Here is a 23,043-nt window from a genome sequence, read left to right as displayed (position 1 = left end):
ACCGAGGGCGCGTGTCGCCGGGAATTGTGAGAGCTATCCCATGACCGCGAGGAAGTCGCTGTAGAAGAGGCCGAGGCCGATGGCCACGCAGATGCCCGCGACGATCCAGAACCGCACCACGATGTTGACCTCGCTCCAGCCCGCCAGCTCGAAGTGGTGCTGCAGCGGCGACATGCGGAACACCCGCTTGCCGGTCGTCTTGAACGAGATGATCTGGATGACCACGGACATCGTGATGATCACGAACAGGCCGCCGATGATGATCGACAGCAGGGTCGTGCGGGTCGCCATGGCCAGCCCGCCGACGAGCCCGCCCAGGCCGAGCGCGCCCGTGTCACCCATGAAGATCCGCGCCGGTGAGGTGTTCCACCACAGGAAGCCCACGCACGCCCCGGCCGCCGCGGCGGCGATCATCGCGATCTCCAGCGGGTCGCGCACCTCGTAGCAGTACGCCGCGCCCTTCACGTACGTCGTGTCGCCGCACCAGTGCCGGTACTGCCAGAACCCGATCAGGGTGTACGCCCCGAGCACCAGGATCGTCGCGCCGGTGGCCAGGCCGTCGAGGCCGTCGGTGAGGTTAACGCCGTTCGACATCGACATGATCACGAAGACGAAGATCAGCACCGAGCCGACCTTGCCGACGTCCAGGAAACTGATGTCGCGGATGAACGAGATGTGCTCGCTGGCCACGGTCTGCCCGTTGGTGCTGGGCACGTACAGGGCGGCGATGCCGAAGCCCGCGCCGACCAGGAGCTGGCCCAGGAGCTTGCCCTTGGCGCTGAGCCCGCCGGAGTGCCGCCTGCGCACCTTGAGGAAGTCGTCGAGGAAGCCGACCGCGCCGCAGAACACGAACAGGCCCAGCAGCACCAGCGCGGTCATGGACGGCGCGACCTGTGCGATCTGCTGCTTGGGCAGGGTGGTCAGCGCGACGTGCCCGGCCACGTACGCCAGCACCGTGGCCACGATGAAGGCCACGCCGCCCATCGTCGGCGTGCCCTTCTTGCCCTGGTGCGTGGCCGGCCCCAGGGACCGGATCGGCTGGCCCGCCTTGAGCGCGGTGAACACCCGGATCGCGACCGGGGTGCCGAACAGCGAGATGATGAAGGCGACCGCGGCCGCGACGATGACTGCCCTCACGGGCGTACCCCCTCGGGCCGCAGGCTGTCCGCGACCTCCCACGTGCGATATCGGGAACCCTTGACCAGCACCACATCGCCGGGGCGCAGGTCGAGCTCCGCAATGGCGGCCGCCTGGTCGGCGGCGTGCAACCCCTGGCCGGTCCAGGAGCCGACCGTGGCGGCCCCGGCCAGGATCGGGGCGGCCTCGGCCACCGCGATCAGCCGGTCCACGCCCAGCTCGGCGGCCAGCCGCCCGACCTGCTCGTGCCCGGAGCGCTCGTACTCGCCCAGCTCGGCCATGTAGCCCAGCACGGCAACCGTGCGCCGCCCCGCGCCCAGCGCCGCGAGCGCGCGCAGCGCGGCCTCAGTGGACGACGGGTTGGCGTTGTAAGAGTCGTCGATGACCGTCACGCCGTCGGGCCGGTCGAAGACGTCCATCCGCCGCACCGACGCGATGCCGACCTCGCCGAGCGCCTCCGCGACCTGCTCCAGCGGCATCCCCGCGGTCAGCGCGACCGCGGCGGCGGCCAGGGTGTTGCCGACCTGGTGGCGGCCCGTGACCGCGAGCCGCACCGGGGCCTGCTTTCCGTCCGAAACCAGGGTGTACGAGGCCCGCCCGCGCGCGTCCAGCGTCACGCCGACCGCCCGCACCTCCGCCTGCGCCGCCTCGCCGAACCGCACGATCCGGGCCCGGGTGCGGCCCGCCATCGCGGCCACCAGCGGGTCGTCCGCGTTGAGCACCGCGACCCCGTCGGCGGGCAGCGCCTCGACCAGTTCACCCTTGGCCGCGGCCGTGCCCTGCACCGAACCGAACTCGCCGAGGTGCGCGGCGCCGATGTTGAGCACCACGCCGATCCGCGGCGGCGCGATCTGCGCCAGGTGCCGGATGTGGCCGACCCCCCGGGCGCCCATCTCCAGCACCAGGAAGCGGGTGTCCGGGCCCGCCTTCAACACCGTGTACGGGTGCCCCAGCTCGTTGTTCAGCGACCCGGGCGGAGCCACGGTGGGCCCGAGCCGGGCCAGCAGCTGCCCGATGAAGTCCTTGGTCGTGGTCTTGCCGGACGAACCGGTGAGCCCCACCACGGTCAGCCCGTCGAGGCGGTCCACCACCACGCGGGCGAGCCGGGCCAGCGCCACGAGCTGGTCGGTCACCACGACCCCGGGCGCCTCGGTCTGCCGGGTGCCCAGCACCCCGGCCGCGCCCGCCGCCATGGCGGTCCCGGCGAACTCGTGGCCGTCCACCTTCTCCCCGTCGAACGCCACGAACAGCCCACCCGGGGCGAGTTTGCGGGAGTCGAACTCGACCGGGCCGGTGACGCGCACCCCGGGCTCGCCGACCACGCGCCCGCCCGTCACGGCCGCGATCTCGTCGAGGGTCATGGCGATCACGGGGCGCCGCCCGCGTCCGCGCGCGCGGTCAGCGCGGCGGCGAGCTCGATCCGGTCGTCGAACGGCAGCACCTCGCCGCCCACCTCCTGGCCTCGCTCGTGTCCCTTGCCCAGCACGGCGACGACGTCGCCCGGGCCGGCGTACCGTACCGCCTCGTCGATCGCGGCGCGACGGCCTGGCACCTCAAGGATCTTCGCGTGGGTGCCGGCCTGCTCCGCGCCCTGCCGGACGGCCGCGCGCACCGCGGCCGGGTCCTCGGTACGCGGGTTGTCGTCGGTGACCACGAGAATGTCCGCGCCACGGGCCGCCGCGGCGCCCATCAGGGGCCGCTTGCCGCGGTCACGGTCGCCGCCCGCGCCGAGCACGGCGACCAGCCGCCCGCCCCGGGCGGTGGCCAGCTCGCGCAGGGCGGCCAGCGCGGCGACGATGGCGTCCGGCTTGTGCGCGTAGTCGACGACGCCGAGCAGGTCGCCGGGGGCCTCGACCCGTTCCAGGCGGCCCGGCACCCCGGGGCAGGCGGCGACCCCGCGGGCGGCCACGGCGGGCTCGACACCGACCGCGGTCAGCGCGGCGATGGCCAGCAGGGCGTTCGCGATGTTGTGCCGGCCGGGCAGCGCCACCCCGCCCGGGATGTCACGGCCCGGGCCGTGCACGGTGCATTCCTGCCCGAACGCCGACTCGCGCACGTCCGTGGCGTACCAGGTGGCGGCGGGGTCCCCCGCCGCCGAGTAGCTGATCGTGGCGGGCTTGAACAGCGGCGCCAGGGCCGGGTCGTCGAGGTTGAGCACCTCGGCCCGGCACCGGCCGTCGAACAGTTTCGCCTTCGCGGCGAAGTAGTCGGCGGAGTCGGCGTGGAAGTCCAGGTGGTCCTGCCCGAAGTTGGTGTACCCGCCGACCGCGAAGCGGACCCCGCCGACCCGGCCGAGGCTCAGCGCGTGGCTGGACACCTCCATCACCACGGCCGAGAGCCCCCGCTGCACCGCCACGGCCAGCAGCGCGTGCAGGTCGGTGGCCTCCGGGGTGGTGCGTTCGCTGTCGATCACGAGGTCGCCGAGGCGGGTCTCCACCGTGCCGATCAGTGCGGTGCCGAACCCGGCGGCGCGCAAGCCCGACTCCACCAGATACGCCGTCGAGGTCTTGCCCGCGGTGCCGGTGATCCCGATCACGGTCAGCGCGGCGGTGGGCTCGCCGTAGATCGCGGACGCGGCGGCGCCGAGCACCGCGCGGGGATCATCGGTGACCAGCACCGGCAGGCCGGCAGCGACCGCGGCGGCCCGCCCCGCGGGATCGGTCAGCACCGCCACCGCCCCGGCTGCGGCGGCCGCGGCGACGAACTCGGCGCCGTGCCGGCGGGCGCCCGGAAGCGCGGCGTAGAGATCGCCGGGGCGCACCTCGCCACTGGCGTGTGTCACCCCGGTCACGGCCGTGTCCGCGCCGGTCAGCGTCGCGGGCAGCGCCGCGGCAAGATCGGCCAGCCGGTACGGGGGTAAGCCCTGGGGGCGGGGAATGCCGGACACGGCGTCAGACCCTACCCCGTGCCCGGCACCTCGCCACCAACGCCACAGCCACTACGGATAGATCTTGAACTTCGGTGCCTTCGAACCCGACGGCGGCACCCGGTAGTGGGCCAGCGCGAACGACATCATCTTCTGGAACGCCGGGGCGGCCACCTCGCCACCGGTGCCGTTGGGCACGTCGGCGAAGACCCCGATGACGAACCGGGGCTTGTCCGCGGGCGCCATGCCGATGAAGGACCCGGCGTTGTGGCTGGTGTAGCGCCCGTCGACCAGCATCTTGCCGGTGCCGGTCTTGCCCGCCACCCGATAGCCGTCGACCGCCGCCCGGGTGCCGGTGGCACCTTTGACGTCCACCACGGCCTCCATCATCGTGCGCAGCGCGCGGGCGTTCTCCGGGCTGAGCACCCGGCGGGTCTGCGGCGCCGCGGCCGGGGTGACCGCGCCGGTCGTGCCGGAGATGGTGTCCTTGATGAGGTGCGGCTGCACGTACAGGCCGTCGTTGGCGATCGCCGCGTACCCGGCGACCATCTGGACGAGCGTGGCATCGACGCTCATGCCGATCGGTACGGAGCCGGAGGCGGAGCCGCTCCACTGGTCGGGGGCCAGCAGCCGCCCGGTGGCCTCGCCGGGGGTGCCCTCTCCGGTGGCCTGGCCGAGACCGAACTTCTGCTGGTACTCGTACAACTTCTGCTTGCCGATCCGGTCGGCGATGAGGATCGTGCCGACGTTCGACGAGTACGCCAGCACCCCCGGCACGGTCAGTTTCGTGCCCCGCGCCTGCGGATGGGTGTCCGGGAAGCGGGCCCCGCCGCGCATCAGGGCGGGCCCGACCGTGATGGCCGAGTCCGGGGTGATGGCACCCTCCTGCAGCGCCGCCCCCAGGGTGAACACCTTGTGCGTGGAACCGGGGTCGGCCACCACGCTGCTGGCCACGTCGTCGCGGTCGGCGGGCTTGGCGTCGAACGGCTTCGCCGCGTTGTACGACGGATAACTCGCCTGGGCCAGCACCTCACCGGTACGCACGTCGAGCACCACGGCGGCGCCGATGGTGGCGTTGACCCGCCGCATGTCGTCGCTGAGGAAGCGCTGCACCTCGAACTGCAGGTCACGGTCGATGGTCAGCTGCAGCGAAGTGCCGGGCTGCGCCGCGGTCTCGCGGTGGTAGCCGCCCGGGATCTCCTTGGCCAGCTGCCCGGCGTCCACCCGCGGGTTACCGCGTTCGAAGACCCGCTCGCCGTCGGTGCCGCGCAGCAGCTCGTCGTAGCGGGCCTCGAGTCCTTCCAGGCCGGTGTGGTCCTCGCCGGTGAAGCCGATGAGGTTCGCGGCCAGGTCGGCACCGGGCAGGTCGCGCCGCTCGTCACGGTCGGAGTTGATGCCGGGCAGCTTCATGGCGTCGATCCGGTCCGCGACCGCGATGTCCACGCCGCGGGCCAGGTACTGGAAGCGCGACTGGCCACCGAACGGGCTCTTCTTGCGCGCCATGAGCTGCATCAGCTTCGACGGGGCGATGCCGAGCAGCGGCGAGAGCCGGGCGGCGGCGTCCGCGGGGTTCTTGACCAGCATCGGGTCGGCGTAGATGTAGCGCGCCTCGACGCTGTGCGCCAGCACCGCGCCGGAGCGGTCCAGGATGCTGCCGCGCGGCGCGGGCAGCACGACCTCGGCCAGCCGGTTGTTGCGCTGCTCGAGCAGTTTGCGGGCGTCGGCGGGCGACTCCATGACCTGCATGGTGACCAGCCGCACGCCGATGGTCACGAACAGGGCCAGGGCCAGCACGGTGCCCAGGCGCAGCCGCCGGGTGCTGTTGGCCAGCTTCGGCGGCGCGGGCGGCGCGAGGGCCACCGGACGCTTGGGCGCGTACCGCGCGGCGTTGGCGGGCCGCCCGCGCGCGGTCCGTCGCGGCGCGGGCGCGACGGCGCGCTCCCGGTCGTTGCCTCCGGTACGCCGGGCCGTCGCCCGCTGCCGCTCCCCGCCCGCCGTGCTGCGGGTCTTCGCGGCGCGGCCGTTGGTGGAGCGTGGGGCGGGCTCGGCTGGTTCGGCGGCGCGGTCGCGCGGCTGCCGCCGGACGGGACGCTCGTCGCCGCGATCGCGCTGCCGGCGGGCGGCACCACCGTCGTCTCCTCCGCGCTGACGGCCCCCTTCGCGCTGACGGCGCGCGGCACCACCGTCGTCGCGATCGCGCTCGCGACCGGCGGCACCGTCGTCGCCCCGATCGCGCGGCTGCCGCCGGGCCGCACCGTCGTCGCCGCGCCGGCGCGGGGCCGGCTGGCCGTCGTCGAGCACCTGCAGCGCGGGGCGGAACGGATCCGTCGTGCGCCCGGAGCGGGGGCTGCGGGTGCGCTGGTCGCTCTCGCGGACCGTACGTCCCCGGGGCGTGTAGGCGCGGGCGTCGCCGATGCCGGTGAACCCGGGATCGGTCTCGTGGCCGCCCGCCGGCTGCTCACGAGAAGCGCCGCGCCGGGGCTGTGGACCCCGGCGCGGCGGTTCGTCGGCACGTGGTGGCATCCGGCTACCGCCCGGCGCCCGGCGCGATGTTCGTCCCGCCACCCCGCGGCACGCCGGTGCCCGCCGCGTCGCCCTGCGGCACCGCCGCGGCCCCCGCGTCACCCTGCGGCACGGCCCCCGCGGTGCCCTGCGGCACGGTCCCCGCGTTGCCCTGCGGCACGCCGGCCGGGCCCGTGCTGCCACCCTGGCGGGTGCCCCCGGTGGACGTGCCGGTCCGCGCCTTGCTGCCGGCGGGGTCCGCCTTGCCCGGATCCTGGGCGGTGACCGCGGGCGCGCCGTTGCCCGGCTTCGGCACCCCGATGATCTTGCCGTCGGGAAGCCGGATGTACGCGGGCGTGTCCGCCTTGACCAGCCCGAGCCGGCGGGCCGCGGCGTCCAGGTTGCCGGTGCTCTCGTATCCCGCGATCTGGTTCTCCAGCTGCTGCTGGTGTGCGTCCATCCGCGCCTGCTGGTCCTGCAGGCGGCTGATCCGGAACGTGTTCTCGTTCGTCTTGGTGTTGATCAGCAGGATGCCGAGCACACCGGCGACCACCAGCGCGATGACCACGACCGCGAACGGCGCGCGCGGCGCGCGGATCGGCGCCGGCGGGGCCACCCGCAGCCGCGGCGCGGCCGCGACCTCGGTGGCCCGTACCGGCTGCGCGCCGTCGAGCTTGAGCGCGGCCGTGCCCTGGGTCGGCACCGTGCCGCGCACGCCCTTGCCCCGGGCGGCCTGCGCCGTGTCCCGGGTCGGGCCCCCGGCCGCGCCGCGGGTCGAGCCGGGCGCCGGCTGGCGGCGCTCCCCCCGGGCACCGCGACCGCCGCGGGCGCCGTCGAACGCGGTCGCGGGCGTACGACGATCAGCGCCGGTGCGCTGCGTCCCGATGCGCCCCGCGGTCCGGCCCCCCGACCGCGGCGTCATGCGCTCGCTCATGTTCCCTCCCCCTCCTGCTGTCTGCGCGGGCGCAACCGGCCCAGCCCCCCGTGCGTTGCCGACATCCGGGGCCGTTCGCGGGCGGCACCCGATGCCTGGCTCTGCTCGTCGATCCGTTCCACCGCGCGCAACTTCACCGATGCGGCGCGGGGGTTCTCCGCCACCTCCGCCTCGCTCGGCGGCTCCGACCCGCGGGTCAGCGACCGCAGCGTCGGTCCCGTTCCCGGCAGTTCGACCGGCAGGTCGATCGGCCCGGTGCTGCGTGTCCGCGCGGCGATGGCGCGTTTGACGATCCGGTCCTCCAACGACTGATACGACATCACCACCAGGCGCCCCTTGGGCGCCAGCAAGTCCAATGCGGCCGGTACGGCCGCCTCCAGCGCGACGAGTTCGCCGTTTACCTCGATCCGTAGCGCTTGAAACGTTCTCTTCGCGGGGTTGCCCCCTGTACGCCGCGCGGCGGCCGGGATGGCGTCCCGGACGAGCTCGGCGAGGCGTGCCGACGAGGTGATCCGGTCCTTGCCCCGCTCCCGGACGATCGCCGAGACGATTCGCGAGGCGAACTTCTCCTCGCCGTACTCCCGCAGGATCCGGACCAGCTCGCCGGGCTGGTACCCGTTCACGACCTCCTCGGCCGTGATGCCGCTGCTCTGGTCCATCCGCATGTCCAGCGGAGCGTCCCGGGCGTAGGCGAACCCGCGGTCGGGCTCGTCGAGCTGGAGCGAGGAGACGCCCAGGTCGAACAGCCCACTGTGGAACACCGGCAGATCGAGGTCCGCCAGCACGCCCGGCAGCTCGTCGTACACGGCGTGGATCAGATGCGTACGGTCGGCGAAGCGGGCCAGCCGGTGCCGGGCATGCGCGAGCGCCTCCGGGTCGCGGTCCAGTCCGATGAGGACCGCCTGCGGAAACCGCTCGAGCACCGCCTCGGCGTGCCCGCCCAGGCCCAGCGTGAAGTCGACGTGGGTGGCCTGTGGACGATCGAGGGCGGGGGCGAGCAACTCGAGGCACCGCTCGAGCAGCACGGGCACGTGCGTGCCCCGAAGCTCCCCCATGTCGACCCCCATTGCCCTGCTCTTTCCCACGTCCACCCGGTCGCCCGGTCGTCTTCCGTACCGCCAGATCCCCATCCGCTCGTGCCCTGACGTTGGGCGCGCCCGACCCCGGACACGCGCCTGGCGCCGGGGAAGAGGCGCCAGGAGCGGGAGCGGCTGGAGATCTCGCAGTACGGCGGCAGCGACGTCCGAGCCTGTACGGCCCGCACCCGGTGGCGCCCTACAGTCCGCCGGGCAGCACCCCCTCCTCGCTGTCGGCGAATTCGTCCTCACTCGCCGAGAGGTACTGCTCCCAGGACTGCTTGTCCCAGATCTCCACCCGGGTGCTCGCCCCGATCACGACGAGCTCGCGGGCAAGCCCCGCATACTCCCGCAGGTGGGCGGGGATGGTGACCCGCCCCTGTTTGTCGGGAACCTCGTCGTGCGCGCTGGCGAAGAACACCCGGCTGTACGCCCGGGCGGCCTTGTGTGTCACCGGCTGCTCGCGCAGTTGCCCCGCGATCCGCTGGAATTCGGGCATCGGGAAGACGTAGAGACAGCGCTCCTGCCCCTTGGTGATCACGACACCTCCCGCCAGCTCGTCCCGGAACTTGGCCGGGAGGATCAGCCGGCCCTTGTCGTCGAGGCGCGGGGTGTGCGTGCCGAGGAACATCGGCCCTTACCCCCTGCCCCCAGGCGGTTCGCGGTCCGCCGTTTCGCTCGGGCCGGCAAGCCCTCCGGGGATTCGTCCCGCCCGGTGTCAATTCACCCGGGGGTGTCATGTCCACCTGGGGCCGGTCCCTCCTCGGCCCTGCCACTGCGCTCCACCTTACTCCACTTCCCTCCACCCGCAACCGGAATGCCGCGTTTCGCGAGCCCGGTTCGCAGACGAATCCGCACGTCAGAGCCATGGACGTGTGGTGGAGGGCGGAACAGCCGATCGGCTGGATCAAGTTTCCGACATGCGGCCCAGTCGGGCACGAAATCCCCTCGAATCAGACCCTTCGGAGGGTGCGAAACGCCCACTTGCGCCACTCGGGGAGGAAAGTGGAGGGCTGAACACGACAGTGGGGCGTGACCCGAACCGGGTCACGCCCCACTGATGTCGTGGTGCCGACGGCACCGCTACGTCATACGGAGATGCGCCGCACGACGTAGTTCTTGCTCCAGATCTTGTGCTTGCCCACCCGGGCGCCGGAGTGCGGGGAGTCCCACATGTACCCGCCGCCGGCGTAGATGGCCGCGTGGTAACCGTGCGAACCGGACCGGAAGACGATCAGGTCGCCAGCCTGCTTCTTCGACTGGCTGATCTTCTTGCCGTACCGCTGCTGGTCGTTGGCCCGGTGCGGCAGCTTCTTGCCCGCCGCCTTGCGGAACACGTACTGGGTGTAGCCCGAGCAGTCGAAGCGCCTGGGACCCGAGGCGCCGAACTTGTATAGCGCGCCGCGGTGCCGCTTGGCCTCGGAGAGGATCTTCGCGCCGCTGGCGGTCACGTTGATCTTGACGGCCCGGGTGGTGGTGCTGCGGTAGCTGCCCGCGCCCGTGAACTGGGTGCGGAACCAGCTGGTCGTGGTCGGAGTGGTGCGGAACGTAGAGGACCCCTGGGAGTTCAGGCGATGGATCGCCAGGGTCTTCCACTTGCCGTTGCGCTTGGCCTGCAGGCGAACCGAGCCCGTAGTCACGGCCCTGCCGGTACGGGGGTCGAGCACCCGCGCCGTCACGGAGACGGCCTGGCCCCACTTGATCGTGCGCTTGTTGACCCTCTCGGTGAGCCTGGGCGTCACCACTGTCTGAGCCGCCCCGTCGGTGACTCCGGTGGCGGTGGCCGCTACCGCTGGCGTGGCCACGAGCTGGCCGGCGCAGAGACAGAGACCCAGGGACAGTGCGAGGGTGCCGGTGCCGACGGACGTGCGGCGGCTCCGGCTCGAACGACGTTCGTGCACGGTAGAGAATTCCCTCCGGCACGCCTGCGAGGTTAGCTGTCGGGTTCGGGCGGGAAGGTTGCCCGGCCGCCAAGGCGGCTTCACCCCGAGGTCCAGCACATCCGCCGAACCGGCGGGTGTACTGAGCGGACCGGTAGTGGGTCCCCCGTCCCTGCCCCCTGTTGCCTCGTGTTGGTCGTGCGGTGCGTGGTCGTGTCGCCCGGGCCGGGGCAGGGCTCGGCGTGACCCAGATCGACACGAGCGGCGAGCGATCGCTCACCGCCAGAGATCCTTCGTACCTGAATTCGAAGTTCAACGCTGGATCAAGATCGTTAACAAAAGATATTGGCACTTTGGGGCATGTCCGGTTTGTGGCCACGGCGCGACAAATGCCGCCACGCTCCGTGGTCCCCCGCTTACCCGCAGGCGATGGTTACGGGTGAATCACGACACACAAATATCCCCACCACGGTCGATCATGCACCTATGTGGACTCGGCCGATCGGCGTACGTATCTCCCAAATAGCATATCCCGGACGCCGGCCGGGCGACCGGCGGGTCGGCCGAAGGACCGAGGTCCGTCACGGTACGGACAGGCCGTCCGACCACTCGACGTAGTGTCCGGTTCCGGTACCCTCGCTGCCGTGACAGACGGGAAGATGCCCCTGCGGGCCAAGGTCGCGAGTTCGGTCTCGCGCACCGCGGCAGCGCTGTCGCGGGCTGCGGGACGCGGCGACGGATCGGTGATCGGCGGCTGGATCGGCCTCAAAATCGATCCTGACCTGCTGGCCCACCTCGCCGCGGGGCGGGCCATCGCGCTCGTGTCCGGCACCAACGGCAAGACCACCACCACCCGTCTCGCCGCAGCGGCGCTCGGGGTGCTCGGGCCGGTCGCGACCAACTCGTTCGGCGCCAACATGCCGACCGGGCACACCTCCGCCCTCGCCAAGGCCGGCGCCACGCCGTTCGCGGTGCTGGAGGTCGACGAGCACTATCTGCCCAAGGTCATCGAGGCGACCTCACCCCGGGTGGTCGCCCTGCTGAACCTCTCCCGCGACCAGCTGGACCGGGCCAAGGAGGTGGCGATGATGGCGCAGCTGTGGCGCACCACCCTCGCCGCCCACCCGGACACCCACGTGGTCGCCAACGCCGACGACCCCATGGTCGTCTGGGCCGCGATCGGCTCCCCCCACGTCACCTGGTTCAGCGCCGGGCAGCGCTGGCACGACGACTCCTGGGTCTGCCCCGAGTGCGGCTCCGCGATCCACCGCGAGGGGGGCGACTGGTTCTGCACCGGCTGCGGGCTGCGCCGCCCCCAGGCGCAGTGGCACGTCGAGGACGACGGCGTGGTGGACCCCCACGGCGACTGGCACCTGGTCAAGCTGCAACTGCCCGGCCACGTCAACCTGGGCAACGCGGCCACCGCGCTGGCCGTGGCCGCCGCGTTCGGGGTACGGCCGATCGAGGCGGCCCCCCGGCTCGCCTCGGTCACCTCCGTCGCCGGACGGTACGCCCAGGTGGAGCGGGATGGACGCACCGTACGGCTGCTGCTGGCCAAGAACCCGGCCAGCTGGCTGGAGGCGTTCGACATGGCGCAGGACGCGCCCACCCTGCTGGCCGTCAACGCCCGCGACCCCGACGGCCTCGACACGTCGTGGTTGTATGACGTGGACTTCTCCCCGCTGCGCGGACGGCCCGTGCTGATCACCGGCGACCGCGCGTACGACCTCGCGGTGCGGCTCGAGGTGAACGACGTGGCGTTCCGCCACGTTAAGACGTTTGACGAGGCGATCCGCGCGACCCCGCCCGGCCGCCTCGAAGTGATCGCGAACTACACCGCGTTCCAGGATGTGCGAGCGGAGTTGGACCGTGTCGACTGAGAGCACGCTGCGGATCGTGTGGATCTACCCCGACCTGCTGTCGACGTACGGTGACCGGGGCAACCTGCTGATCCTGGCCCGGCGCGCCGCCCTGCGCGGCATCGGGGTCGAGACCTACGAGGTCCGCTCGGACCAGCCCATGCCCGCCAGCGCGGACATCTATCTCATCGGCGGCGGCGAGGACGGCCCGCAGGCCCTCGCGGCGCAACGGCTCATCGCGGACGGCGGGCTGCACCGCGCGGTCGGCCAGGGCGCCGCGGTGCTCGCCGTCTGCGCCGGTTACCAGCTGTTCGGCGAGTCCTTCTTCGCGAAGGGCGCCCGGTGCGCCGGGCTCGGGCTGCTCGACATCACCTCGGACCGCGGCGACACCCGCGCCGTCGGCGAGGTCCGCGGGGACATCGACCCGCGGCTGGGCCTGCCGCCGTTGACCGGCTTCGAGAACCACGGCGGCCGTACCCACCTCGGGCCCGGGGTCGCCCCACTGGCCCGGGTCACCGCCGGGATCGGCAACGACGGGCAGACCGAGGGCGCGTGGCACGGCAAGATCCTCGGCACGTACGCCCACGGCCCCGCGTTGGCCCGCAACCCAGCGGTAGCCGATCTGCTCCTGAGATGGGCGATCGGCGCCGATAGTCTCATGCCCCTGGATGACACCTGGGCCGACCGGCTCCGGAGCGAACGGCTCGCCGCGGCGGGCGCTTGACCAGCACCAGCACCACCTAGTCCTCGACCGGCAACGAGACTGGAGCGGCACGCTGCATGACTGACATCCTGATCGCCCCGCGGGGCGTCGATCCCGCGGACCCTCAGGCCACTCAGCCGACCCTCGCGGCGCGCCCCGAGCCCAGCCCCAGCCGCCGTCACCGCGTGGTGCGCTTCGCTGTCCTCGCGGTCGCGGTCGCGGCCTGCGCCGCCGCCGCCGCGCTGCTGCCGTTGCAGGCGATCGCCCATTCCGTCATGGCGCTCGGCCCGATCGCGGCGGTCGCCATCGCGATCCTCGGCGGCTTCCTGCTCTCCGCCCTGGTCCCCCGCACCGCGATCACCATGGCGTGCGGCGCCCTGCTGGGCCCGGCGACCGGCTCGGTCACCGCGCTCGCCGCGGCCGTCCTCGCGGCGGTCGCCACCTACTACCTCGGCCGCTGGGCCGGACGCGGGATCCTCGGCGCGCGGGCGGGCAGCCGGATGGCCCAGCTCGACGGCTGGCTGAACCGGCGCGGGCTCTCCGCGGTGCTGCTGGTTCGCTTCCTGCCGCTGGCTCCGTACGGCCTGGTCGGCTACGCCTACGGCACGACGTCGGTGTGCCGCAAGCGCTACCTGCTCGGCACGACGCTGGCCGCGGTCCCGTCCACGATCTCGTACGCGGTGCTCGGTGCGGCCGTCACGGCCCCCGGCAAGATGAACGCGCTGACGCTGGTACCCGCGGTGCTCGGTTTCGCCCTCACCGGGGTGATCGTGCTCCGCTGGCGCCTGGCCAACCGCCGCCAGGCCGCAGCCGCAGCCGCCGCCCCCGGCCCGGCAAGCGCCACCCCGGCCTGACCGCCCCGCCTCGCCGCCGGTGAGACGCCCGGCCTGACGAGCACATACGCAACGGCCCGCCGCGCACGTCGCGGCGGGCCGTCTGCGTCCTGCGGGTCAGATCACGACGCTGACCAGGCGGCCCGGCACCACGATGACCTTCTTCGGCTCGCGGCCCGCCACCGCCTCGGCGACGGCGGCCAGCGCCGCTGTCCGTACGTCGGCCTCCGGGGTGTCCGGGGCGACCTCGACCCGGCCACGGACCTTGCCGTTGACCTGCACCGGATAGGTGATCGACTCGGCCACCAGCTGGGCCGGGTCGGCCTGCGGGAAGTCGGCGTACGCCAGGCTGCCGTCGTGGCCCAGCTTGCGCCACAGCTCCTCGGCCAGGTGCGGGGCGAACGGGGACAGCATCAGCACCAGCGGCTCCACCGCCTCCCGCGACGCCACCGGCAGCGGGGTCAGCCCGTTGGTCAGCTCGATCAGCTTGGCGATCGCGGTGTTGAACCGCAGCTCGTCCAGATCACCCCGGACCCCGTCGATGATCCGGTGCAGCAGCCGCCGGGTCTTGGTGTCCAGTGGGTCGTCGCTGACCCGGACCGCGCCGGTCTCCTCGTCGACGACCAGGCGCCACGCCCGCTGCAGGAAGCGCTGCGAGCCGACCACCGCCCGGGTCTCCCACGGCCGCGAGACGTCCAGCGGGCCCATCGCCATCTCGTACACCCGGAACGTGTCGGCGCCGTACGCGGCGCACATCTCGTCCGGAGTGACCACGTTCTTCAGCGACTTGCCCATCTTGCCGTACTCGCGGAAGACCTCTTGGTCCTCGTAGTAGAAGGTGCCGTCGCGCTCGACGACCTCCTCGGCGGGCACGATCACGCCGCGCGCGTCGCGGAACGCGTACGCCTGGATGTAGCCCTGGTTGAACAGCTTGCGGAACGGCTCGAACGACGAGATGTGGCCCAGGTCGTGCAGCACCTTGTGCCAGAAGCGGGCGTACAGCAGGTGCAGCACGGCGTGCTCGACGCCGCCGACGTACAGGTCGACGCCGCCGCAGTCGCCCGGCTTCTTCGGGCCCATCCAGTAGGCCTCGTTCTCCGGGTCGACGAAGACCTTCTCGTTGTGCGGGTCCAGGTAGCGCAGCTCGTACCAGCACGAGCCCGCCCACTGGGGCATCGTGTTGGTCTCGCGGGTGTAGCGCTTCGGCCCGTCGCCCAGGTCCAGTTCGACCTCGACCCACTCCTTGGCGCGCGACAGCGGGGTCTCCGGCTCGCTGGCCGCGTCGTCCGGGTCGAAGGTGCGCGGCGAGAAGTCGTCCACATCGGGCAGTTCGACCGGCAGCATCGACTCGGGCAGGGCGATCGGCAGGCCGGTCTCGTCGTACACGATCGGGAAGGGCTCGCCCCAGTAGCGCTGGCGGCTGAACAGCCAGTCGCGCAGCCGGTAGGTGGTGGCACCCCGGCCGTGGCCGTGCTCCTCCAGCCAGCCGATCATCGCGGCCTTGGCCTCCGGAATTCCCAGGCCGTTCAGGAACTCGCTGTTGATCGCGGGCCCGTCACCGGTGTACGCACCCTCGAAGCCCTCGGGAGCCTCGACCGTACGGATGATCGGCAGGTCGAAGACCTCGGCGAACGCCCAGTCGCGCTCGTCCTGGCCGGGCACCGCCATGATCGCGCCGGTGCCGTAGCCGGCCAGCACGTAGTCGGCGATGAACACGGGGATGCGCGCGCCGTTGACCGGGTTGACCGCGTAGCCGCCGGTGAACACGCCGGTCTTGACCTTGGCGTCGGCGGTGCGCTCCTGCTCGGACTTCGCGGCGGCCGCGGCCCGGTACGCGGCGACGGCCTCTCCCGGGGTGGCGTGCCCGCCGGTCCACGCGGCATGGGTGCCCTCCGGCCACGTGGCGGGCACGATCGACGCGACCAGCTCGTGCTCGGGCGCCAGCACCATGTAGGTGGCGCCGAACAGGGTGTCCGGCCGGGTGGTGAACACCGTCACGACCCCGTCGCCCTCCAGCGGGAAGTCGACGTGGGCACCCGTGGAGCGGCCGATCCAGTTGCGCTGCATCAGCTTGACCGGCTCGGGCCAGTCCAGCGTGTCCAGGTCCTCGACCAGGCGGTCACCGTACGCGGTGATCCGCATCATCCACTGCTTCAGGCTGCGCTGGAAGACCGGGTAGTTGCCGCGCTCGCTGCGCCCGTCCGGGGTGACCTCCTCGTTGGCCAGCACCGTGCCCAGGCCGGGGCACCAGTTGACCGGTGCCTCACTGACGTACGCCAGCCGGAAGCCGTTGACGACCTCGCGCCGCTCGACACCGCTCAGCTCGGCCCACGGCCGTCCGTCCGGGGTCGGCCGGGTGCCCGCCGCGAACTCGGCGATCAGGTCGTCGATCGGCCGGGCCTTGCGGGCGGCCGGGTCGTACCAGGAGTTGAAGATCTGCAGGAAGATCCACTGGGTCCACCGGTAGTACCCGGGGTCCGTGGTCGAGAAGCTGCGGCGCTCGTCGTACGCCAGCCCCAGCCGGCGCAGCTGCCCCTTGTACCGCTCGATGTTGGCCTCGGTGGTGGTGCGCGGGTGGGTGCCGGTCTGCACCGCGTACTGCTCGGCGGGCAGACCGAACGCGTCGAAGCCCATCGGGTGCAGCACGTTGTATCCCGCCATCCGCTGGTAGCGGGTGTAACAGTCGGTGCCGATGTAGCCCAGCGGGTGCCCGACGTGCAGCCCGGCCCCCGACGGGTACGGGAACATGTCCTGCACGTGCAGCTTCGGCGCCCCGGCCCGCGGGTGCGCAGGGTCCGCCAGCTCTCCCACCGGGTTGGGCGCGTGGAACGTGCCGTGCTCGGCCCAGTACGCCTGCCAGCGCTCTTCGATCTCCCCGGCCAGCGCCGCGGTGTACCGGAACGGCGGGACGTCCGCCGTGGTGTCGGACTCGCTCATCGTCATCATCTCGTTCGCGGAAGTCGTGGACGGGGTCGGCCTGCTTCAGGGCACAAAAAAGCCCCTCACGCAGGAGGGGGCGCCGTGCTGTCGTCTAGCGACGGGTCAGCACGGCCGGCTAAGGAGCAGAAACGACCGGGCCATGTGTGCATGGTACCGGGTGCGGTGACGGCGGGGTAACCGGTATGCCACCGGCCCGCCCCTCGCGGGAGGGGCGGGCCGGTGCCGGGATCAGGCGGAGGGGGCGCCGTACACGGCCAGCTCCGTCGAGTCCATGTACTTGCAGCCGCTGTACGGCGCGTCCGGGTCGGTGCACTGGCCCAGGTCCTGCGCCTGGGTGGAGAGCATCGTGTACCGCAGGAACTGGACCCCGGTCTTGCCCGCGGTCAGCGGCACCTGGTTGGCCTGGTTCCGGTTCGACGCGGTGAACTGCCCCTCGGCCGCCACGGTCCAGGCCGTGCCGTCGGCCGACGTCTCGATCCGGAACTTGCCGGTCGAGGCGCTGCCGGCGTCGCCGCACGTCGCGGACGAGTCGAGGGTCAGATCCGCGATGTCCAGCGCCCGGGGCAGCTTGAGCACCACCTCGTGCCCGGAGCCGTCCTTGACCACGTCCGAACCCCAGCCCGATCCGTACGACAGGTCGAACAGGTTCTTCGGGCCGCAGCCGTACTCGGTGTAGTCCGGGCCGGTGGCGCTCACGACGCTGCTGCCACCACTGGTCGACGCCCAGTCACGGCGCAGCGGCCAGTCGACCGCGTTCGCCCGGGCGCCGACGGACAGCGTCTTGAACGCGGAGTCGTACCCGGCACCCTTGGCGTACACCTTGGGGTAGGTGCCCGGCAGCACGTCGGTGATCGTGTACGAGCCGTCAGCCGCCGTGGTGGCCACGTAGTCGCCGGCGAACCCGGAGGTGTGCCCACCGAAGCCGACCGTCACCCCGGCCAGGGCCGCGCCGGTCTGGACGTCGGTGGCCTTGCCGGTCACCGAGCCGCGCGGGGTGTTGGCCGCGGGCGGCATCGAGAAGTCCTCGACCACTGCGGCGTCGTCGCCGTCCACGGCACCGGCGAAGTAGCCCATGCCGCGGTGCGCGAAGACCTGCCAGATCCTGCTCTGCAGGCGGCCACGGTTGACCACGAGGTCCGCCTGCAGGATCGAGTTGCGCTCGTCGAGGTACGACGGGTTCGCCGGGGACAGCTCCATCGCCCGGGTCACCAGCGAGCGGGCCTTGGCGCTGCCGATCGCGTCCCGCAGGTCCCACAGGGTCTGCGACCAGATCTCGCCGTCGGCGTGCACCTCCGGCCGCCCCTCGATCTTGCCGAAGTCGCCGTACGTGTAGCCGCCCGGGCCGCCACCCTCGGTGCCGGGGCAGGCCGCCGAGGTGCTGCCGACCTTGCAGTCCAGCCCCTCGCTGCGCACCCGGTTGAGGCCCGCGGCGACGTACTTGCCGACGATCACGTCGCCCTCGGCCCTGGTGTCGCTCATGTGGCCCTCGCCGACCAGCAGGTCGAACGCGTACCAGTCGCTCCAGGCCTCACCCATGGAACCGGCCTGCACCGCGCCCAGCGTCGAGACACCGCCCGCGTCGACCACGAGCCGGTTGGACAGGCCGTGGGCGTACTCGTGGTACACCGTCTCGGCCTCGTCGCCGGAGTTGGCGGCGATGTACGGCACGTTGGGGTCGTTCGGGTCCGAGTACAGGTACATCTGCATGGTCGGCGGGGTGCCGTCCGGCGGGGTGCTCATGTTGGCGTTGTTGAGGTGGGCCTGGTCGGGCAGGCCGTTCGCCGTGTCGGCGCCGTCGTGGGACTGGCCCTGCACCGCGTCGCCGTCGACCGCCTCGAAGTTGCCCGCGGTGCGACCGAAGCCGATCGGCGCGCCGGCCAGGTGGTCGTGGAACTTGCCGATGAAGTAGTACATCTGCACCGCGTCCTGGCTGCGGTTCTTCTGCCACGAGTACGGCACGGCGGGGTTCCAGGAGCACTGGAACTGCGCGGAGCATTTGCCGCCGGCCTGCGCGCTGAAGTCCGTGAACGGGAACTTCCAGTTGTTCTTGCCGGCCGGGGCGATCTCCTCGTCCGGGTTGGCCTTGTTGTCGTCGTTGACGTCCGCGTAGACGTGCGCGACGTTGCCCGCCAGCTTCGGCGAGTCCTTCGGCAGCCACTTGTTCAGGTTGACGCCGACCTGCTTGCCGCCGAACTTCGAGCCGGGGTAGTTGGGCCAGGCCAGGCCGTTGTCGCGGTGGGCGACGATGCTCTGCCGGAACAGGATCGTGCCGTCCTGGGCGTCGACGACGTGGATCCAGCCGGAGTCCATCGTGAGGACCTGCCATGCCAGGCGCGGACCGGCCGCGGTCTGGAACATGACCAGCTTCGCCGAACCCTTGTCCGAGAACGTGGTGGCCTGGGTCGCGCCCGCGCCGGGTGCCACGACCGTCGCGCGGGAGTCGCCGAAGACGTTCCCGACCGCGGCGGCCCGGGCCTTCTCCGCGGTCAGCGTGGCCTTGCCCGGGGCGCCGGGCAGCGCGGCCAGCGGGGAGCCGTCGACCTGGATCAGGCGGCCGTCCTTCGCGACGTGCGCCTTGAGCCCGTTACCGAACACCGGCACGCCGTCCACGCTCTGGATGAAGCTCAGGTGGTGGGTGCCCGCGACATCGACGTAGTCCTTACGCAGCTTCAACTGCTCGACCGCGGCGGCGCCGAGGCCGAAGACGTCGCCGTGCGCCTTGACGTAGTCGAGCGCGACCGCCTCCGGCTTCTTCCGGCTGGTGCCGGTCAGGAAACCGTCGAGCTTGGCGACCCGCCGCGGCGTACCCGTGGCGTTGTCCAGGTCGACGATGCCCTGCACACCAAGCTGGTCGCGCAGCTTGCGGACCGGGCTGCCGGGCTTGGCCGCGGCAGCCACGCGCTGCCCGGCGACGCCCGCGGCCTTGGTCGTGGCCTCGGGCTTGGCACGGTTGAGGTTCAGTGCTTCGCGCGAGTCGTAGTTGGCGAGTTCCTCGCCGGTCGCGCCCGGGGCGCCCACAGCGCCCTTCGGCTTCGGTGCGGCGTACGCCTGGGCGGGGAGTAGCCCCGCGAGCAGGACGACACCGGCGGTTGCTGCCCACCACCGCCGGTTCAGCGACGGTGTTGACAACGGTCTCATTAAGGCCCCTCTCGGCCGGGCTCAGATGGAACCCTCGCCAAGCCTGGTGCCCGCGCCGATTCCACCCCACGTCTTGTGGCCCGTCGATCGGTGATGATCATTGCCCGGGAGCCAAAGATCCAGACAGTTACATGCTTCTTTATGGAGTCGAGACGTTCGTGTCCACCTTCTCACCCTCCGTGAGAACGCCACCGGCCCGCCCCGTGAGCACGGGACGGGCCGGTGGTCTCCAGAGGATCAGGCGGAGGGGGTGCCGTACACGGCCAGCTCCGTCGAGTCCATGAACTTGCAACCGCTGTACGGCGCGTCCGGGTCGGTGCACACGCCCAGGTCCTGCGCCTGGGTCGAGAGCATCGTGTACCGCAGGAACTGCACCCCGGTCTTGCCCGCGGTCAGCGGCACCTGGTTGGCCAGGCCGCGGTTGGCCGCGGTGAACTGCCCGGTCGCGGCGACGGTCCAGGCCGTGCCGTCGGCCGACGTCTCGATCCGGAACTTCCCGGTCGAGGCGCTCCCGGCGTCACCGCAGGTCGCGGTCGCGTCGAGGGTCAGCTCGGCGATGTCGACCGCCCGCGGCAGCTTCAGCACCACGTGGAAGCCGTCCGGACCCGTCACGTCGGAGCCCCAGCCGGAGCCGTACGACTGGTCGAACAGGTGCTTCGGGCCACAGCCGAAGTCGGTGTAGTCCGGGCCGGTGAAGTCGACCACGCTGCTGCCGCCGGCGGTGGCGGCCCAGTCGCGACGCAGCTTCCAGTCGACCGCGTTGACCCGGGCGCCGACGGAGACCGTCTTGACCACGGAGTCGAACCCGGCGCCCTTGGCGAACACCTTGGGGTAGGTGCCCGGCAGGATGTCGCTGATCGTGTACGACCCGTCGGCCGCCGAGGTGGCCACGTAGTCGTTCGCGAAGCCCGAGGTGTGCCCGCCGAACCCGACGGTCGCCCCGGCCACCGCAGCACCGGTGTCCGTGTCGGTGACCTTGCCGGTCACCGAGCCGCGCGGGGTGTTGGCCGCCGGCGGCAGCGAGAAGTCCTCGACCACTGCGGCGTCGTCGCCGTCCACGGCACCGGCGAAGAAGCCCATGCCACGGTGCGCGAACACCTTCCAGATCGTCTTCTGCAGCCGTCCGCCGTTGACCACGAGGTCGGCCTGCAGGATCGAGTTGCGCTCGTCCAGGAAGGACGGGTTGGACGGCGACAGCTCCATCGCGCGGGTCACCAGGGACTGAGCGGTGCTGCTGCCGATCGCCTTGCGCAGGTCCCACAGGGTCTGGGCCCAGATCTCACCGTCGGCGTGCACCTCCGGCCCGTCGGAAACCTTGCCGAAGTCGCCGTACGTGTAGCCGCCCGGACCGGCACCGTCGGTGCCGGGGCAGGCCGCCGAGGTGCTGCCCACCGAGCAGTCCAGCGCCTCGCTGCGGAACGGGCCGCCACCGGCGACGTACTTGCCGATCTGCAGGTCGCCGTCCTTGGCGGTGTCCTTCTCGAGGCCCTTGGCCACCAGGTAGTCCGTGGCGTACCAGTCGCTCCAGGCCTCACCCATGGAGCCCGCCTGCACCGTGCCCAGCGTCGAGACGCCGTTCGCGTCGACCACGAGGCGGTTCGACAGGCCGTGGGTGTACTCGTGGTAGACGATGTCGGCCTCGTCGCCCGAGTTGCTGGCGATGAACGGGTCCGTCGCGTCCTTCGGGTCCGGGAACAGGTACATCTGCATGACCGGCGGGGTGCCGTCCGGCGGGGTGTTCATGTTGGCGTTGTCGACGTGGTCGGCGTCCGGCAGGCCGTTCGCGGTGTCGGCGCCGTCGAGGGCCTGGCCCTGCACGGCGTCGTCGTCGACCGCCTCGAAGTTGCCCGCGGCGCGGGTGAAGCCGATCGGCGCGGCGTTGAGGTGGTCGTGCCAGGTGCCGAGGAAGTAGTACATCTGCACCGCGTTCTGGCCGCGGTTCTTCTGCCACGAGTACGGCACCTTCGGGTCCCAGGAGCACTGGAACGCCGCGGTGCACCCGCCGCCGACCTGCGCGGTGAAGTTCGTGAACGGGTACGCCCAGCTGCGCTTGGCGGCCGGCTTGACCTCTTCGCTGGGGTTGGCCTTGTTGTCGTCGTTGACGTCGGTGTAGACGTGCGCGATGTTGCCGGCCAGCTTCGGCGAGTTGTTCGGCAGCCACTTGCTCAGGTCGACGCTGACCTGCCTGCCGCCCGACGGCGCGCCCGGGTAGTTGGGCCATGCCAGGCCGTTGTCCTTGGCGACCGTGCTCTGCCGGAACAGGACCGTGCCGTCCTGGGCGTCGATCACGTGGATGAAGCCGGTGTCCAGCGCGACGGTCTGCCACGCCAGGCGGGGCCCGGCCGCGGTCTGGAACATGACCAGCTTCGCGGTGCCCTGGTCCGAGAACGTGGTGGCCTTCGTGGCGCCGGAACCGCGGGTGACGACCGTGGCGTTCGACTTGCCGAACACGTTGTCCACCGCCGTGGCGCGGGCCTTCTCGGCGGTCAGCGTGGCCGCACCGGGGGCGCCGGGCAGCGCGGCCAGCGGGGAGCCGTCGACCTGGACCAGGCGGCCGTCCTTGGCGACGTGTGCCTTGATGCCGTTGCCGAACACCGGCACGCCGTCCACGCTCTGGATGAAGCTGAGGTGGTGGGTGCCCTCGATGTCGACGTAGTCCCGGCGCAGCTTGAGACCGTCGACGGCCGCCGCGCTGAGGCCGAAGACATCCGCGTTCGCCTTCACGTAGGCGCGGGCGACGGCTTCGGGCTTCTTGCGGCTGGGCGCGGTCAGGAAGTCGTCGAGCTTGGTGACGCGGCGCGGCGTACCCGTGGCCCGGTCGAGGTCGACGATGCCCTGGACGCCGAGCTTGTGACGCAGCTTGCGGGCCGGGCTGCCGGGCTTGGCCGCGGCGGCCAGCCGCTGTGCGGCCACCCCGGCGGCCTTCGTGGTGACCGCGGGCTTGGCGGCGGGCGGGTTCAGGTAGTCCCGCGAGTCGTAGTTCGCGAGCGCCTCGCCGTTGCCCGGCTTGTCCGCGGAACCCGCGGCGCTCCTGGGTTTGGGTGCGGCGTCAGCCTGGGCGGGGAGTAACCCCGCGAGCAGGACGACGCCGGCGGCTGCTGCCCCCCACCGCCGGTTCAGCGACGGTGCTGACAACGGTTTCATACAAAGGCCCCTCTCGGCCGGGCTCAGGTGG

13 protein-coding genes, 1 pseudogene and 1 riboswitch are annotated in these 23,043 nt (G+C 72.0%); of the genes and pseudogenes, 3 read left to right on the top strand and 11 right to left on the bottom strand.

Annotated elements, in window-relative coordinates:
- Positions 1-33: 33 nt before the first annotated feature.
- The 8 genes and pseudogenes from mraY to ACMCNO_RS11305 all read right to left on the bottom strand — a co-directional run bounded on the left by mraY (position 34) and on the right by ACMCNO_RS11305 (position 10,416).
- Positions 34-1,137, bottom strand: coding sequence for a phospho-N-acetylmuramoyl-pentapeptide-transferase (mraY, locus tag ACMCNO_RS11340; RefSeq protein ID WP_412749365.1), 1,104 nt, complete (start codon positions 1,135-1,137; stop codon positions 34-36).
- Positions 1,134-2,507 carry a UDP-N-acetylmuramoyl-tripeptide--D-alanyl-D-alanine ligase gene (locus ACMCNO_RS11335; RefSeq protein ID WP_412749364.1) on the bottom strand — a complete coding sequence of 458 codons (1,374 nt, stop codon included), beginning with the start codon at positions 2,505-2,507 and terminating at the stop codon, positions 1,134-1,136. The genes mraY and ACMCNO_RS11335 overlap by 4 nt, the downstream gene beginning before the upstream one ends.
- The gene (locus ACMCNO_RS11330; RefSeq protein ID WP_412749363.1) at positions 2,504-4,024 is read right to left on the bottom strand and encodes a UDP-N-acetylmuramoyl-L-alanyl-D-glutamate--2,6-diaminopimelate ligase; all 1,521 of its coding nucleotides are present in this window, start codon (positions 4,022-4,024) and stop codon (positions 2,504-2,506) included. Before ACMCNO_RS11330 ends, ACMCNO_RS11335 begins: the two co-directional genes overlap by 4 nt.
- 51 nt (positions 4,025-4,075) lie before the next feature.
- The gene (locus ACMCNO_RS11325; protein WP_412749362.1) at positions 4,076-6,526 is read right to left on the bottom strand and encodes a penicillin-binding transpeptidase domain-containing protein; all 2,451 of its coding nucleotides are present in this window, start codon (positions 6,524-6,526) and stop codon (positions 4,076-4,078) included.
- A 256-nt stretch (positions 6,527-6,782) separates the two neighbouring features.
- A pseudogene (locus tag ACMCNO_RS11320) lies at positions 6,783-7,427 on the bottom strand (hypothetical protein); the annotation flags it as partial.
- 8 nt (positions 7,428-7,435) lie between these two features.
- Positions 7,436-8,506, bottom strand: coding sequence for a 16S rRNA (cytosine(1402)-N(4))-methyltransferase RsmH (gene rsmH, locus ACMCNO_RS11315; protein WP_412749361.1), 1,071 nt, complete (start codon positions 8,504-8,506; stop codon positions 7,436-7,438).
- Positions 8,507-8,714: 208 nt separating this feature from the next.
- Positions 8,715-9,146, bottom strand: coding sequence for a division/cell wall cluster transcriptional repressor MraZ (gene mraZ, locus ACMCNO_RS11310; RefSeq protein ID WP_412749360.1), 432 nt, complete (start codon positions 9,144-9,146; stop codon positions 8,715-8,717).
- A gap of 457 nt (positions 9,147-9,603) precedes the next feature.
- Positions 9,604-10,416, bottom strand: a complete 813-nt coding sequence (locus ACMCNO_RS11305; protein ID WP_412749359.1) for a C40 family peptidase — start codon at positions 10,414-10,416, stop codon at positions 9,604-9,606.
- A gap of 6 nt (positions 10,417-10,422) precedes the next feature.
- Positions 10,423-10,554: riboswitch (cyclic di-AMP (ydaO/yuaA leader) on the bottom strand.
- 500 nt (positions 10,555-11,054) lie between these two features.
- Here ACMCNO_RS11305 and ACMCNO_RS11300 point away from each other — a divergent pair.
- From ACMCNO_RS11300 to ACMCNO_RS11290, 3 genes are read left to right on the top strand one after another with little or no spacing between them, the layout of a single operon-like run.
- Entirely contained in the window at positions 11,055-12,275 is a 1,221-nt protein-coding gene (locus ACMCNO_RS11300; RefSeq protein ID WP_412753672.1) for a MurT ligase domain-containing protein, read from the top strand.
- A complete protein-coding gene (locus tag ACMCNO_RS11295) occupies positions 12,265-12,978 on the top strand; it encodes a type 1 glutamine amidotransferase (RefSeq protein WP_412749358.1) in 714 nt (237 codons plus the stop codon). Before ACMCNO_RS11300 ends, ACMCNO_RS11295 begins: the two co-directional genes overlap by 11 nt.
- Before the next feature lie 56 nt (positions 12,979-13,034).
- The gene (locus tag ACMCNO_RS11290; protein WP_412749357.1) at positions 13,035-13,811 is read left to right on the top strand and encodes a TVP38/TMEM64 family protein; all 777 of its coding nucleotides are present in this window, start codon (positions 13,035-13,037) and stop codon (positions 13,809-13,811) included.
- A gap of 96 nt (positions 13,812-13,907) precedes the next feature.
- Here ACMCNO_RS11290 and leuS read toward each other — a convergent pair whose 3' ends face one another.
- The 3 genes from leuS to ACMCNO_RS11275 form a co-directional block, all read right to left on the bottom strand.
- Positions 13,908-16,727: a leucine--tRNA ligase gene (gene leuS / locus ACMCNO_RS11285; protein WP_412749356.1), complete on the bottom strand. Its 2,820-nt coding sequence runs from the start codon at positions 16,725-16,727 to the stop codon at positions 13,908-13,910.
- 231 nt (positions 16,728-16,958) lie between these two features.
- Positions 16,959-19,868 (bottom strand): M36 family metallopeptidase, encoded by a 2,910-nt coding sequence (locus ACMCNO_RS11280; protein WP_412749355.1) that lies wholly within the window; start codon positions 19,866-19,868, stop codon positions 16,959-16,961.
- 237 nt (positions 19,869-20,105) lie between these two features.
- A complete protein-coding gene (locus tag ACMCNO_RS11275; RefSeq protein WP_412749354.1) occupies positions 20,106-23,012 on the bottom strand; it encodes a M36 family metallopeptidase in 2,907 nt (968 codons plus the stop codon).
- Positions 23,013-23,043 lie beyond the last annotated feature (31 nt).

The organism is Krasilnikovia sp. M28-CT-15 (genome assembly GCF_047159595.1).
In the GTDB taxonomy this organism is placed as follows: Bacteria; Actinomycetota; Actinomycetes; order Mycobacteriales; family Micromonosporaceae; genus Actinoplanes.
The sequence above is the reverse complement of the archived record's forward strand: the minus strand, read 5'-3'. Positions and strand labels throughout refer to the sequence as shown.